A 13904-nucleotide genomic window follows, 5' to 3' on the forward strand; every position below is an offset into this window, starting at 1 on the left:
CCGGACGCGCCGTAGGGAGGCTGAAAATACACCTGTACCGTCCTCAGATCTGCGGAGAACCCGGGGACGTCATTGGCCGGGTGGATGCGATGGGGTCCTCACGGACCGGTCGGCTGCTATCGGGGGCCGTCCGCGTCCGTGGGAGCGGTGCTTGTGGCGCTGGCTCCTGCGGCGACTTCTTCGGACGGAGGCTCACTCAGGTCCACGAAATCGGAGGGATTGTCCTGCGAGTCTACATCAGCGTCCAGATCCTTCCGTCCGCGACCCGGCTGGTACGGGGACGGCTCGAGACCGGGGTGACGACGCGACTGCACGACGAGGATCGCGAGGCCGACGACGACGCCGATGATCGCCGCCCAGACGTTGCTGCGGAGACCGAGGTAGATCTCGCTCGGATCGATGCGGATCGACTCCCACAGGATGCGGCCGGCGGAGTACCAGATCAGGTAGATCGCGAACGTCCTGCCCCACTGCAGGCTCGTGACCTTGCGGCTGATCCAGAGCAGAACGATGACGCCGAGGCCGTTCCAGATGACCTCGTAGAGGAAGGTCGGGTGGAACAGCGTGCCCTCGGGGAGCCCCGGCGGGAAGGCGGAGTTCGTCGATTCGATCTCGAGTCCCCACGGGAGGTCGGTGGGGAGACCGAACAGCTCGTGGTTGAACCAGTTGCCGAAGCGACCCATCGCCTGCGCCAGCAGGAGTCCCGGTGCGAGGGCGTCGGCGAAGGTCCAGAAGCGGATGCCGGTCCAGCGGCAACCGAGGTACGCGCCGATGGCACCGCCGATCAGGGCTCCGAAGATCGCGATGCCGCCCTCCCAGATCGCCCACACCGAGCCGGGCTCGAACGGGTTCCAGGTGTTCTTGCCCTCGCCGAAGTAGAACCCGGGGTGCGTGAGCACGTGGAAGATGCGCGCGCCGATGATCGCGAGCGGGACGGCGAGGATCGAGATGTCGATCACGACCCACGGCTCGGCGCCGCGACGCGACAGACGGTGATTCGTCAGGAAGACCGCGGCGATGATGCCGGCGATGATGCACAGCGCGTAGAAGTGGATCCGCAGCGGGCCCACGTCGAAGTACGACACGGGAGGGCTGGGGATGCTGGCGAGCACGCCGTTGAAGCTGTGGAGCGCGTGGGACATGAGTGCGATTCTAGTTCTCGTGTAGGGGGCGTGCCGACGACGTGCCGGAGGCCAGGGTGCGGGTGACCTCTGCGAGGGCGGGGATGCCACCGTCGCGGAGAGCGCGGACGAGTGCGGTGCCGACGATCGCGCCATCCGCGTACTCGGAGACGCCGGCGATCTGCTCGGCGGTCGAGATCCCGATACCGACGCAGGCACGGGCGACGCCGTGGTCGCGCAGGCGGCCGACGAGCGTGCGCGCCGCGCGATCGAGCTCGGCCCGCTCGCCCGTGATGCCCATGGTCGACACGGTGTAGACGAACCCGGTCGACGACTTCACGACCAGATCGAGGCGCTCGTCCGACGACGTCGGCGCGGCGAGGAACACGCGGTCGAGGCCGGTGCGCTCGCTCGCGGCGATCCACTCCCCCGCGACCTCGGGCGTGATGTCGGGGGTGATGAGCCCGGCACCGCCCGCGGCGAGCAGGTCGTCGGCGTAGCGGTCGACCCCGTACTGGAACACCGGGTTCCAGTACGTCATGACGAGCACGGGCACGTCGGTCGCCGCGGTGATCGCGCGCACGGCCGTGAACAGGTCCTTCATCGTGAAGCCGTTCGCGAGCGCGGCGGTCGTCGCCTCCTGGATCACCGCGCCGTCCATCACGGGGTCGCTGTACGGCGGGCCGAGCTCGATGATGTCGACGCCGTTCTCGGCGAGCGTGATGGCCGCCTGGATGCTCGTGTCGAGATCGGGGAATCCGACGGGCAGGTAGCCCACGAAAGCGCTGCGCCCGGCGGCGTGCGCGGCCGCGATGGCCTCTTCCACACGGCTCATAGCTGGGGCTCCCCCTTCGACGCCGCATCCTCCGCGACGCTCTCGGCGGCGACGTCGTGCTCGCGCGCCGCCTCGTCGTACAGGTGGAAGTAACGCGCAGCGGTGTCCATGTCCTTGTCGCCGCGACCCGAGAGGCACACGGCGATCACGGCATCCGGCCCCTTCTCGCGTCCGAGGCGCAGAGCGCCGGCGAGGGCGTGCGCGGACTCGATCGCCGGGATGATGCCCTCGGTCCGGCTCAGCAGGCGCAGCGCCTGCATGGCCTCGTCGTCGGTCGCGGGGATGTACTCGGCACGGCCGATGTCCGCGAGCCACGAGTGCTCCGGCCCGACGCCCGGGTAGTCGAGACCCGCGGAGATCGAGTGGGACTCGATGGTCTGGCCGTCCTCGTCCTGGAGGACGTAGGTCTTGGCGCCGTGCAGGATGCCGGGGCGCCCGCGCTCGATCGACGCGGCGTGCTTCGGGGTGTCGACGCCGTCGCCGGCCGCCTCGACACCGTAGAGCTCGACGCCCTCGTCGTCGAGGAAGGCGTCGAACATGCCGATCGCATTCGATCCGCCGCCCACACAGGCGACCACGGCGTCGGGCAGGCGTCCGACCACGTCGAGCAGCTGCTGACGGGCCTCCTCGCCGATGACCTTCTGGAAGTCGCGCACCATCGCCGGGAACGGATGCGGCCCGGCGGCGGTGCCGAAGATGTAGTTGGTGTTCTCGACGGTGGCGACCCAGTCGCGGTAGGCGTCGTTGATCGCGTCCTTGAGCGTGCGGGAACCGGAGGTGACGGGCACGACCTCGGCGCCGAGCAGACGCATCCGCGCGACGTTGAGCGCCTGGCGCTCCGTGTCGACCTCGCCCATGTAGATCGTGCAGTCGAGACCGAACAGCGCGGCTGCCGTGGCGGTCGCGACGCCGTGCTGACCGGCGCCGGTCTCGGCGATCACGCGGGTCTTGCCCAGGCGCTTCGTGAGCAGGGCCTGACCCAGCACGTTGTTGATCTTGTGCGAGCCCGTGTGATTGAGGTCCTCGCGCTTGAGGAACACGCGGGCGCCGCCGGCGTGTTCGGCGAAGCGTGCGACCTCGGTGATCGGAGACGGACGGCCCGCGTAGGAGCCGAGGAGCCCGGCGAGCTCGGCCCGGAACTCGGGGTCGGCGATAGCCTCGGCGTACGCGACGGTGAGCTCGTCGATCGCGGCGATGAGCGACTCCGGCATGTACCGGCCGCCGTACTCGCCGAACAGCGGGCCGTGCTGGTCTCGCAGGGACATCACGCCTCCAGGAAGGTCTTGAGGGTGGCGACGGGGTCGCCGGTGACGAGCGCCTCGCCGATCAGCACGACGTCGGCGCCGGCGGAGCGGTAGTGCACGACGTCGGCCGGTGTGAGCACCGCCGACTCGGCGATCTTGACCGCAGAGTCGGGAATGCGGTCGACCAGGCGGCCGAAGAGGTCGCGGTCGAGCTCGAGCGTCGTGAGATCGCGGGCGTTGACGCCGATCAAGGGCGCTCCGAGGTCGATCGCGGCCTCGAGCTCGTCGGCCGAGTGGGTCTCGACGAGCGGGGTCATGCCGAGCTCGATGATGGAGCCGAAAAGGTCCTGCAGCACCGCCGGCTCGAGCCCCGCGACGATGAGGAGCACGAGATCGGCTCCCGCAGCACGGGCTTCGAGCACCTGGTAGCGGGTCGCGATGAAGTCCTTGCGGAGCACCGGGAGCGACACGCGCGCGGTCACGGCTTCGAGGTCGGCGAGACTGCCGCCGAAGCGGCGCTCCTCCGTCAGGACGCTGATGGCCGACGCGCCGCCGGTCTCATACAGCGACGCCTGGTGCGCGGGGTCGGGGATCTCGGCCAGCGCGCCGCGCGAGGGACTCGCGCGCTTGACCTCGGCGATGATCTTGACGCGATCGGCCGGGGCGAGGAACGACACGGCGTCCTTCGCCGCCGGGCGCGCCAGCGCATCGCGCTCCACGTCCGCGAGCGGCCGTGTGAGGGCGCGGCGTTCCGCGTCCGCGACTGCGCCGGCCGTGAGGTCGGCGAGGACCACTAGTGCGCCTTCGGCGAGTACTTGGGACCCTTCACGCCGTAGCCCGCCCGGGCGAGTGCCCAGCCGGCGATCGCACCGACGGGGATGAGCGCGGCGCCGACCCAGATGAGCGAGACCCAGAGCGGGCTGAACTCGGCGAAGCAGAAACCGACCGTGCCGATGGTGAAGCCGGCGAGCATGATGATGACGGCCGTCCAGGCTGCAGGCGAGTGTCCGTGGCCGGGGTCGGCGATCGGGTTGGTCATGGTCTCCTCCGGGGACAGCGAGCGGGATCGGGTTCAGTCTATCGGGGTCAGCGTGTCGGATCGGTTCCGCGGGACAGGTCGTCCCAGGAATCGATCGCATCGACGGGACCGGCGCTCTCGGCGCCGTGCGGGGCATCGGTGCGGTAGCGGCGCCCGCCGGTCTTCCAGCGGCGCCAGGTGAGGAGCACCACCACCGACGCGAGGACCAGCAGGATCCAGCCGACCAGCGCGATCACGGGCCAGGCCGATAGAGCGATGCCGCGGACGATGTCCGCGACGGCCGCGTCTCCTGCAAGCCCGGTGGTCTCGGTGACCGTGGTGCGCACGGCGGCGAGCGGCTCGCCGAGGAACAGCTGCAGCGTCGTCCAGGCGAGGAAGAGGGCGCTCGCCAGTCCCAGGATGCCGAAGACGAGACGCAGCACGGGACCGACGATCGACATCGCCACGCCCAGCGCGAGGACCGCGAGGCTCAGCGGCGCGAGCAGCGGCAGCGCCGAGGCTCCGGGGACGAGGATCGCCTCCCCCGCATCCGAGCGCTCGACCGTGAGCCAGGTCTGCGTCGACGAGATGATGCCCGCGGCCCCGGCCAGCAGGAAGCCGAAGACGCCGATCATCCGCCCGCGACGTGCGATGCTCATGCGGCGGCGCTCCCGTCGACGGCGTCCAGGTCGGTCGTGTCGAAGCACGTGCGGGTCCCGGTGTGGCATGCGGGGCCGGTCTGGTCGACGCGCAGCAGCACGGCATCGCCGTCGCAGTCGAGGCGCGCCTCGTGGACCACCTGGATGTTGCCCGACGTGTCGCCCTTGCGCCAGTACTCCTGCCGGGAGCGGGACCAGTAGACCGCACGTCCGGTCGTGAGCGTGCGGCGCAGCGCTTCGGCATCCATCCACGCGAGCATCAGCACCTCGGCGGTGTCCCACTGCTGCACGATCGCGGGAACGAGACCGTCGGCGTTGAACGCCACCTGCGCGATGCGCTCCTCGACGCTCGTCATCGGACGATCACTCCTTCGCAGCGCAGCGCGTGCTTGACGTCGCCGACCGTGAGAGCGCCCGTGTGGAAGACGCTTGCGGCGAGCACGGCGTCCGCTCCCGCCTTGATGGCCGGCGCGAAGTCCTCGGCACTGCCTGCGCCGCCCGAGGCGATGACCGGCACCGAGGCCGCCTCACGCATGAGCGACACGAGCTCGAGGTCGAACCCGTCGCGGGTGCCGTCCGCATCGATCGAGTTGACGAGCAGTTCCCCGGCACCGCGCTCCGCGGCCTCCCGGGCCCACTCGAGCGCGTCGAGCGTGGTCTGCGTGCGGCCGCCGTGCGTCGTGACGACGAAGCCCGACGCGGTCGTGTCGGCCCGCTTGACGTCGAGCGACAGCACGAGCACCTGCGCACCGAAGCGGTCCGCGATCTCGCCGATCAGGTCGGGACGGGCGATCGCGGCCGAGTTCACGCCGATCTTGTCGGCGCCGACAGCGAGCAGCCGGGCGACGTCGTCGACCGAGCGCACTCCCCCGCCGACCGTGAGCGGCACGAACACCTGCTCGGCCGTGCGCTGCACGACGTCGTACGTCGTCGCCCGGGCATCAACCGTCGCGGTGACGTCGAGGAACGTGATCTCGTCCGCCCCCTGCGCGGCGTAGTGCCGCGCGAGCTCGACGGGGTCGCCCATGTCGCGGAGGTTCTCGAAGTTCACGCCCTTGACGACCCGCCCCTCGGCGACGTCGAGGCACGGGATCACCCGGCTGGCGAGCGTCATCAGAGCCTCGCGTTGTGGATGGCCGTCACGAGGATCGCGCGCGCGCCGAGCGCGTAGAGCTCGTCCATCACCGGGTTGACGCGGGAGCGCGCGACCATCACCCGCACCGCGACCCACTCGGGGTCGCGCAGGGGTGACACGGTGGGAGACTCGATGCCACCCGCGACCTTGACGGCGTCGTCGAGCAGCGCGACCGGCAGGTCGTAGTCGATCATGACGAAGCGACGAGCCACCATGACGCCGCGCAGGCGACGAAGGAGCGTGTCGGACCCGTCGGCGTCGTGCGGCCCGGCGATGAGCACGGCCTCCGACTCGAGGATGACAGGGCCGAACACGTCGAGCCCCGCCTGGCGGAGCGTGGTGCCGGTCTCCACGACGTCGGCGACGGCATCGGCCACGCCGAGGCGCACCGCCGACTCCACCGCGCCGTCGAGCGGCACGAGGTCGACGGCGATGCCGCGTTCGTCGAGGAACGCGTCCACGAGCCCGGGATAGGAGGTGGCGATCCGCAGACCGTCGAGCTCGGACACGTCGGTGTAGCGGCCGGAGGGCGCGGCGAATCGGAACGTGGAGCCCGCGAAGCCGAGGGCCTCGATCTCACGCGCACCCGGCATGCGGGCGTCGAGGAGCAGATCACGGCCCGTGATCCCGACGTCGATCGCCCCGGATCCGACATAGGTCGCGATGTCCTTGGGGCGGAGGAAGAAGAATTCGACGTCGTTGTCGGCGTCGATCACGTGCAGGGTCTTGGGGTCGCGGCGACCGGCGTAACCGGCCTCCGCGAGCATCTCGGCGGCCGTCTCGGAGAGAGAGCCCTTGTTGGGGACAGCGATGCGCAGCATGGTGCAGCCTTCAGTTCGGAGCGAATGGGGCGGGGCGCGTCACAGATGTCGATAGACGTCCTGCAGCGTCAGGCCCTTCGCGATCATCATCACCTGCACGTGGTAGAGCAGCTGGGAGATCTCCTCGGCCGCCGCCTCGTCGGACTCGTACTCCGAGGCCATCCACACCTCGGCGGCCTCCTCGACGATCTTCTTGCCGATCGTGTGCACGCCGCCGTCGAGCTCCGCGACCGTGCCCGAACCCTCGGGTCGGGTCTCGGCCTTGTGGCTGAGCTCGGCGAACAGCTCGTCGAAAGTCTTCACGATTCCAGGCTAGCGGCTCGCGCGCGGTCCCTGAGCCGGGTGACGGCCGCCTCGATGTCATCCGCGCCGTACACCGCGGAGCCGGCGACGAACGTGTCGGCGCCGGCTGCGGCCGCCTGCTCGATCGTCGCGTCGGAGATCCCGCCGTCGACCTGCAGCCATACGGTCGATCCGCGACGCCTTGCCTCGTCGGCCAGTGCGCGCAGCTTCGGCATCGTCTCGGGCATGAAGCCCTGCCCGCCGAAGCCGGGTTCCACCGTCATGACGAGGATCTGGTCGAACTCCTCCAGCACGGTGTAGAGCCCCTCCGCCGGTGTGTCGGGTTTGATCGCGACGCCCGCTCGGGCGCCGATGCTCCGGAGCGTGCGTGCGAGTGAGACGGGGTCGGCGGCGGCCTCCAGGTGGAAGGTCACGCTCGCGGCTCCCAGTTCCGCGTAGGCGGGCGCCCAGCGATCGGGGTCCGTGATCATCAGGTGCACGTCGAGCGGGATCGGACTCGTCGCCTGGATCCGCTCGACCATCTGCGGGCCGAACGTGAGGTTCGGCACGAAGTGATTGTCCATCACGTCGACGTGCGCGAAGTCCGCGGTCGCGATGCGCGCGAGGTCGCGCTGCATGTTGACGAAGTCGGCGGCCAGGATGCTGGGGTTGATGCGCGGTGCGCCGGGAAGTTCCACGGTCCTAGTCTCCCTGATCGTCGGTGGTCGTCGGGCGCTCGTGTCCCCTCTCCCGCTGCAGGAGCGCGAGGAACATCGCATCGGTGCCGTGACGGTGAGGCCAGAGCTGCACCCGGCCCGTACCGTCGGATGCGAGGTCGATCGGCGACTCCGCGATCTGTGCGAGGACGGCCGTCGCGTCGAGCTCGGTGAGGTCGTCGCGGGTGCGCAGCACCTCCTGCACGACTCCGGTCGTCTCGGCGAGGTGGGGCGAACAGGTCGCATAGGCCACGATCCCACCTGGGGCGAGGGCGTCGACCGCCGCGGACAGCAGCTCCACCTGCAGCGGGACGAGCTCGGCGACGTCGGCGGGGGTCTTGCGCCAGCGGGCCTCGGGGCGCCGGCGGAGCGCACCGAGACCCGTGCACGGCGCGTCCACGAGAATGCGGTCGAAGACGCCCGGGTTCTGCGAGGCGAGGACGCGGCCGTCCTCCTCGTGCACCACGACGTCGCCGGGCACCGCGCGGAGCGCGTTGCGCACGAGACGGGCGCGCGTGGGAACGACCTCGTTGGCCTCGACCCGCACGCCGTGCTGATGTGCGACGGCCGCGAGCAGAGCGGTCTTGCCGCCCGGGCCCGCGCACAGATCGAGCCAGCGCTCCCCCGCGCGGATCGGCGCGGCCTCGGCGAGGGCGAGGGCGACGAGCTGGGACCCCTCGTCCTGCACGCGCAAGGTACCGCCCGACTCGGCGACCACGCGGTGCGGATCTCCCCCGGGCGACCCGTACGCCGTGGCCGCGTAGGGGCGACGGGGGTCGCCCACCGGAGCGAGTCCCGGCAGCGCGACCAGAGTCACCTCGGGCGAGGCGTTGTCGGCATCCAGCAGCGCGTCGAGCTCGTCGACGCGTCCCTCGGCCGCGAGAGCGCGTCGCAGCGCCCGGATGACCCAGACGGGGTGCGCCGTGCGCAACGCGAGGCGTTCGTCGTCGGAACGCGCCGACTCCTCGATGCGCTCCTGCCAGCGCCCGGGGGTCTCCCGCGCGATGCGGCGGAGCACGGCGTTCGCGAATCCCGCGGCACCGCGCCCCTGCGTCGCGGCGATCAGGTTGACGGACTCGTTCACGGCCGCGTGCGAGGCGACGCGGGTGGCGAGGAGCTGGTGGGCGGCGAGACGCAGCGCATCGAGGACCGCGGGGTCGATCTCGTCCGTCGAGCGATCGGCGGCCGCCGCGATCACGGCGTCGTACGTGCCCCGGCGACGCAGAGTGCCATACGTGAGCTCCGTCGCGAGCGCCGCGTCCTGCGGACCGAGCCCGGCCTCGGCGATCGCCGAGGGGAGCAGGAGGTTCGCGTAGGCGTCGGCATCGGAGACGGCCCGGAGCACGTCGAACGCGACGCGGCGAGCCGGCTGGACGCCGCGCTGCGGACCGCGGCCGGAACGCGCGCCCTCGCTCCGTGCGACGCTGCTCCGTGCGGCGCCGTTCCTCTCCCTACCGTCGCCTCCGACGCGATCACGTCGTGTGTCGTCCCGGCCACGGCGCGGTTCCGCGTCCCTGCGTGATCCGTGCTGTGCGCTCATGATCCGAGCCTCGTCCCGTCCGTCGATCGCTGACCGCGCCACCAGTCGACGGCGTTCATGGCTCCCTTGCCCGCCGGCTGCACGCGCGTCACGGCGAGGGGCTCGTCGGCTGTGCCGACCAGCAACCTCGTCTTCGTCGCGGCGATCTCGCCGGGTGCGAGCACCGGAGTCTCCTCGCCCGCATCGGGCAGAGCGGCGTCGAGGAGCTTGAGTCGCTGTCCGTCGACCGTCGTATGGGCTCCGGGCTCGGGGGTGACGCCGCGGAAGCGCGCGAAGACCTGTGCCCGAGGCACGGTGAAGTCGAGTGCGCCGTCGTCGAGGGTCAGCTTGGGGGCGAGGGTGACCTCGCCGTCCTGTGCGACCGAGCGGGCGGTGCCGTCGGCGATGCCCGCGACCACCGCTGACGTGAGGTCGGCCCCGTCGATCGCGAGGAGGTCGAGAGCCGTCGCCGCGGTCGCATCCGCCGGGATCTCGACCTCGCGCATCGCGAAGACGTCACCCGCGTCGAGGGCGGGGACGAGCTGGAAGACGCTCGCCCCGATCCGCTCGTCGCCGGCCATCAACGCGCGCTGCACCGGGGCCGCGCCGCGCCAGCGGGGCAGCAGCGAGAAGTGGAGGTTGATCCACCCGCCGGTCGGGATCGACAGCAGCGGTTCGCGCACGAGGCCGCCGTAGGCGACGATCACGCCGAGCTCGGGTTCGAGCAGCGAGATGCGGGCCGTCGCCTCATCATCGAGTCGCGCGGCGGGGATGATCGGCAGACCCAGCTCATGAGCGGCCTGCGCGACCGGCGAGGGGGTGAGGACGCGCTTGCGTCCGAGCGGGGCGTCCGGACGCGTCACGACCGCCGCGATGTCGTGCTCTGCCGCGAGACGACGGAGGGTGGGGACGGAGGCGGCCGGTGTGCCGGCGAAGACGAGACGCATGAAGGTGCTCCGGAGGGATTGGAGGACGGGGACCGATCGGTGGCAGCCGATCAGAGCTCTGGATCGAGGATATCGAGACGGACCGAGAGCGTGCTCCGCGTGGAGCGCCCTCGGCCGCGGCGCGCGCTCATCGCCTCGGCGACGACGGCGGCCCGCAGAGCCGTCGACACCCGGGCGCCCGCGCCGTAGTCGAACCGCACCAGCGCGCGCACCCGCGGCGGCACGTCCTCGGTGTCGATCGGCACGGGACCGAGCACGGCGTCCGGGGGCAACGAGAGATCCTGCAGGGAGACGAGAGCACGGCTCACGGCTGCGGCCGATCCCTCGACGAGCGCGACGCGCGCCGCCGGGGGCATGTGGAGGGGGTCCCGCTCGGCGAGTTCGGTACGTGCATACGCCGGCTGATTCCACGTCGCCAGGGCTCGAGCGACGGCGCCGTCGACACCCACGAGGTGCACGGGCGCCCCCGGGGCCGCCAGCGCCGCCGCGTTCGACCACCAGCGCAGACAGGCCTCCCCGATGCGGAGGTCCGGAGCCTGCAGCATGCGGGGTCCGTCGAGCAGCACGACGGCCCGGAAGCCACCGTCGGCGACGGGTTCCGCCCCGCGAGTCGCGACGACGAGAGCAGGCTTGTCGGCCACCCGTTCGACGGGATGCGCCGCGTCCGCGACGATCACGCGGATCCCGGGGAAGGCCTTGCCGAGTTCGTCGGCCGTGCGCTCGCTGCCCGACGATGCCAGGCGGAGCTGCGTCGACGAGCAGTGCGGGCACGCCCAGGCCCGTGCTCCGCGCCCGCACCATCCGCATATCGGCACCGCGCCGCGATGCGTCGCCCCCAGCGGACCGCCGCAGTGGGCGCAGCGGGCGGGGGCACGGCACTCGGCGCACACGAGCGACGGCGCGAACCCGGGGCGGGAGACCTGAACGAGCACCGGTCCCTCCGCGGCTGCGGCCCTGGCCGCGAGGAACGCCGACGAGGGCAGGCGCTGCGCGGTCGGCTGCTCCATCTCCTGCGGCGTGCTCAGCACCACGCGCGGCAGCACCCGTCGGGCCGCCCTGATGTCGCGGAGCCAGCCCCGTGCGACGAGCCTCTCCACGTCGGTGGTGCGGGTGTGACCGGCGAACACCAGCGCCGAGTCCTCCTGCTCTTGCCGCAGCAACGCCGCGTCTCGGGCGTGCACGTACGGTGCGAGCGGTTCGCCGAGAAGCGCGTCGCCGTCGTCCCAGACGGCGACCAGACCCGCCCGCACCGGAGCGTACACGGCGGAGCGGTTGCCGACGACGACGCACGGCGCCTCCTCAAGGGTCCGGAGGAACGCCCGGTACCGGTCCGGGTTCGTCTGGCGCGAGTCGTAGCGCACGATCGTCTCCGCGGGCAGCACGGAACCGAGGGCCGAGAGCAGACGATCGAGGTCGCGATGATCCGGCACCACGAGGATGCTGGATCGGCCCGACGCGAGGATTCGTGCAGCGGACGCCGCGAGCAGCGCGGCCCAGCCCTGCTCTCCGTCGTGGGCGACCGGGATCGCCTCGACCGCTGCCCGCCCACCGGTGTCGAGCACCTCGGCCAGTCCGTCATAGAGGGCGAGGAGATCAGCGGCCCGTTCACGCGCGGCATCCGTCGGCACCACGGTCGGCGAATCCGACGTCCAGGCCTTCTCGACCCGGACCTGCCTCTTGGGGATCACGAGCCGCAGAATGTCGGAGGCCGATCCCGCGGCCCGATCCGCGACCCTGCGCGCGAGGCGGTACAGCCGATCCGGGAGCACGGGGACCGGAGAGACGACGGTGTCGACCTCGGAGAGCGGGCGGTCCGCGTCGCTCTCGGTGTCGAGCTCGACGATGTATCCGTCGACCACTCGCCCCGCGGTACGCAGCGGAACCCGCACGCGGGTCCCCGGCACGGGATCGACGATCTCCGCGGGCAGAGCGTAGTCGAAGAGCCGGTCCAGCTGCGGGAGCGGCGAGTCGAGGAGCACGCGCGCGATGCGTCGGCTCGGCGTCACCATGTGCTGCTCAGAGACCGGCGGCCCGCCGCAGCTCCTCCGCGCGGTCGGTCCGCTCCCACGTGAACTCGGGGAGCTCCCGTCCGAAGTGGCCGTAGGCGGCGGTCTGCGCGTAGATCGGGCGCAGGAGGTCGAGCTGGTCGATGATGGCCTGCGGACGGAGGTCGAACACGTCGAGGATCGCCTTCGTGATGGCCTCGTCCGAGACCTTCCCGGTGCCGAACGTCTCGACGTACAGCCCGACGGGACGCGCGACGCCGATCGCGTAGGCGACCTGCACCTCGAGGCGGTCCGCGAGACCCGCGGCGACGGCGTTCTTGGCGACCCACCGCGTCGCGTACGCGCCCGAGCGGTCGACCTTCGACGGGTCCTTGCCACTGAACGCGCCACCGCCGTGCCGAGCCGCGCCGCCGTAGGTGTCGATGATGATCTTGCGACCGGTCAGCCCGGCGTCGCCCTTGGGCCCGCCGGTCACGAACGGACCGGCCGGGTTGATGTAGTAGGTGACGTCGTCGAGGTCGAGTCCCGTCGTCGCGAGGACCGGGTCGATCACGTGCTCGCGGACCTGCGCCTGGATCTCCTCCTGGGAGATGTCCGGGTTGTGCTGCGTCGACAGGACGACGGCGTCGACGGTCTTCGGCGTGAAGCCGTCGTAGCCGAGGGTGACCTGGGTCTTGCCGTCGGGCCGCAGGAACGGCAGCACGCCCGAGCGTCGCACCTCGGTGAGACGCTCGGCGATGCGGTGCGCCGTCCACGCGGCCATCGGCATGAGCTGCGGGGTCTCGTTCGTGGCGAACCCGAACATGATCCCCTGGTCGCCGGCGCCGAGGCCGTCGAGCGGATCGATCGACGAGCCGTCGCGATGCTCCTGCGCGTTGTCGACGCCGTGCGCGATGTCGGAGGACTGCTCCCCCACCGAGACGCTGACGCCGCAGCTGTCACCGTCGAAGCCGGTGTCGCTCGACGTGTATCCGATCCCGTTCACGACCTGGCGGACGATCGTCGGGATGTCGACGTACGCATCGGTGCGGATCTCGCCGGCGACGTGCACGAGCCCCGTGGTGACGAGGGTCTCGACAGCGACGCGCGATCCCGGGTCCTTGGCGATCAGCCCGTCGAGGATGCTGTCCGAGATCTGGTCACAGATCTTGTCCGGGTGCCCTTCGGTGACGGACTCGGACGTGAACAGACGCAGGGCGCTCATCGGTGCTCCAGAACGGGATCGATCGGTGTGCGGGGATGGTCCCCATTGTGAACCGTGCCGCCGACATCAGCCGGCGGCACGGTCACAGGAGGTCACTCGGCGTGACGCAGACGGAGCTTGTCCTCGTTGATCTCGTGCAGCGCGATGGTCAGCGGCTTGTCCTCGACCGAGGAGTCGACCAGCGGGCCGACGTTGTCGAAGAGGTTGCCCTCGTGCAGATCCGAGTAGTAGTCGTTGATCTGACGCGCGCGCTTGGCCGCGTAGATCACGAGCTCGTACTTGGAGTCCACGCGGTCGAGCAGGTTGTCGATGGGGGGATCGATGATGCCCTTGTTGTGGTGTCCGGCCATGGTGGGACCTCCTGATCAGGCGACGGGATCGTCGCGAAGACGGTGCT

Annotated in this window: 16 protein-coding genes; all 16 read right to left on the bottom strand. The window is 71.1% G+C overall.

From position 1 onward, the window contains the following. Positions 1-116 precede the first annotated feature (116 nt). Positions 117-1142 carry a prolipoprotein diacylglyceryl transferase gene (gene lgt / locus ACIPY8_RS09960; RefSeq protein ID WP_400817481.1) on the bottom strand — a complete coding sequence of 342 codons (1026 nt, stop codon included), beginning with the start codon at positions 1140-1142 and terminating at the stop codon, positions 117-119. 10 nt (positions 1143-1152) lie between these two features. Then, on the bottom strand, positions 1153-1956 hold the full coding sequence (gene trpA / locus ACIPY8_RS09965; protein WP_400817483.1) for a tryptophan synthase subunit alpha: 804 nt from the start codon (positions 1954-1956) through the stop codon (positions 1153-1155). Then, the gene (trpB, locus tag ACIPY8_RS09970; protein WP_400817484.1) at positions 1953-3221 is read right to left on the bottom strand and encodes a tryptophan synthase subunit beta; all 1269 of its coding nucleotides are present in this window, start codon (positions 3219-3221) and stop codon (positions 1953-1955) included. The genes trpA and trpB overlap by 4 nt, the downstream gene beginning before the upstream one ends. Next, a complete protein-coding gene (gene trpC, locus ACIPY8_RS09975; RefSeq protein WP_400817486.1) occupies positions 3221-3994 on the bottom strand; it encodes an indole-3-glycerol phosphate synthase TrpC in 774 nt (257 codons plus the stop codon). Before trpC ends, trpB begins: the two co-directional genes overlap by 1 nt. Beyond that, complete coding sequence (locus ACIPY8_RS09980; protein ID WP_400817488.1) at positions 3994-4239, bottom strand: HGxxPAAW family protein; 246 nt, start codon at positions 4237-4239, stop codon at positions 3994-3996. Before ACIPY8_RS09980 ends, trpC begins: the two co-directional genes overlap by 1 nt. Before the next feature lie 47 nt (positions 4240-4286). Next, complete coding sequence (locus ACIPY8_RS09985; protein ID WP_400817490.1) at positions 4287-4877, bottom strand: Trp biosynthesis-associated membrane protein; 591 nt, start codon at positions 4875-4877, stop codon at positions 4287-4289. Further along, positions 4874-5233, bottom strand: a complete 360-nt coding sequence (gene hisI, locus ACIPY8_RS09990) for a phosphoribosyl-AMP cyclohydrolase (protein ID WP_400817492.1) — start codon at positions 5231-5233, stop codon at positions 4874-4876. Before hisI ends, ACIPY8_RS09985 begins: the two co-directional genes overlap by 4 nt. Next, the gene (gene hisF, locus ACIPY8_RS09995) at positions 5230-5991 is read right to left on the bottom strand and encodes an imidazole glycerol phosphate synthase subunit HisF (protein WP_400817494.1); all 762 of its coding nucleotides are present in this window, start codon (positions 5989-5991) and stop codon (positions 5230-5232) included. Before hisF ends, hisI begins: the two co-directional genes overlap by 4 nt. Further along, positions 5991-6833 (bottom strand): ATP phosphoribosyltransferase, encoded by an 843-nt coding sequence (gene hisG, locus ACIPY8_RS10000; RefSeq protein WP_400817496.1) that lies wholly within the window; start codon positions 6831-6833, stop codon positions 5991-5993. Before hisG ends, hisF begins: the two co-directional genes overlap by 1 nt. Before the next feature lie 39 nt (positions 6834-6872). Further along, entirely contained in the window at positions 6873-7136 is a 264-nt protein-coding gene (locus tag ACIPY8_RS10005; RefSeq protein ID WP_400817498.1) for a phosphoribosyl-ATP diphosphatase, read from the bottom strand. Further along, positions 7133-7813 carry a ribulose-phosphate 3-epimerase gene (rpe, locus tag ACIPY8_RS10010; protein WP_400817500.1) on the bottom strand — a complete coding sequence of 227 codons (681 nt, stop codon included), beginning with the start codon at positions 7811-7813 and terminating at the stop codon, positions 7133-7135. The genes ACIPY8_RS10005 and rpe overlap by 4 nt, the downstream gene beginning before the upstream one ends. A gap of 4 nt (positions 7814-7817) precedes the next feature. Next, the gene (locus ACIPY8_RS10015) at positions 7818-9371 is read right to left on the bottom strand and encodes an RsmB/NOP family class I SAM-dependent RNA methyltransferase (RefSeq protein WP_400817502.1); all 1554 of its coding nucleotides are present in this window, start codon (positions 9369-9371) and stop codon (positions 7818-7820) included. Further along, positions 9368-10297 carry a methionyl-tRNA formyltransferase gene (fmt, locus tag ACIPY8_RS10020; RefSeq protein ID WP_400817504.1) on the bottom strand — a complete coding sequence of 310 codons (930 nt, stop codon included), beginning with the start codon at positions 10295-10297 and terminating at the stop codon, positions 9368-9370. Before fmt ends, ACIPY8_RS10015 begins: the two co-directional genes overlap by 4 nt. A gap of 50 nt (positions 10298-10347) precedes the next feature. After that, a complete protein-coding gene (locus tag ACIPY8_RS10025; RefSeq protein WP_400817506.1) occupies positions 10348-12306 on the bottom strand; it encodes a primosomal protein N' in 1959 nt (652 codons plus the stop codon). 7 nt (positions 12307-12313) lie between these two features. Next, positions 12314-13507: a methionine adenosyltransferase gene (gene metK / locus ACIPY8_RS10030; protein WP_400817508.1), complete on the bottom strand. Its 1194-nt coding sequence runs from the start codon at positions 13505-13507 to the stop codon at positions 12314-12316. 92 nt (positions 13508-13599) lie between these two features. After that, entirely contained in the window at positions 13600-13857 is a 258-nt protein-coding gene (rpoZ, locus tag ACIPY8_RS10035) for a DNA-directed RNA polymerase subunit omega (RefSeq protein ID WP_045258544.1), read from the bottom strand. Between the last annotated feature and the right edge of the window lie 47 nt (positions 13858-13904).

The organism is Microbacterium sp. NPDC089696 (assembly GCF_044749125.1).
GTDB lineage: Bacteria > Actinomycetota > Actinomycetes > Actinomycetales > Microbacteriaceae > Microbacterium.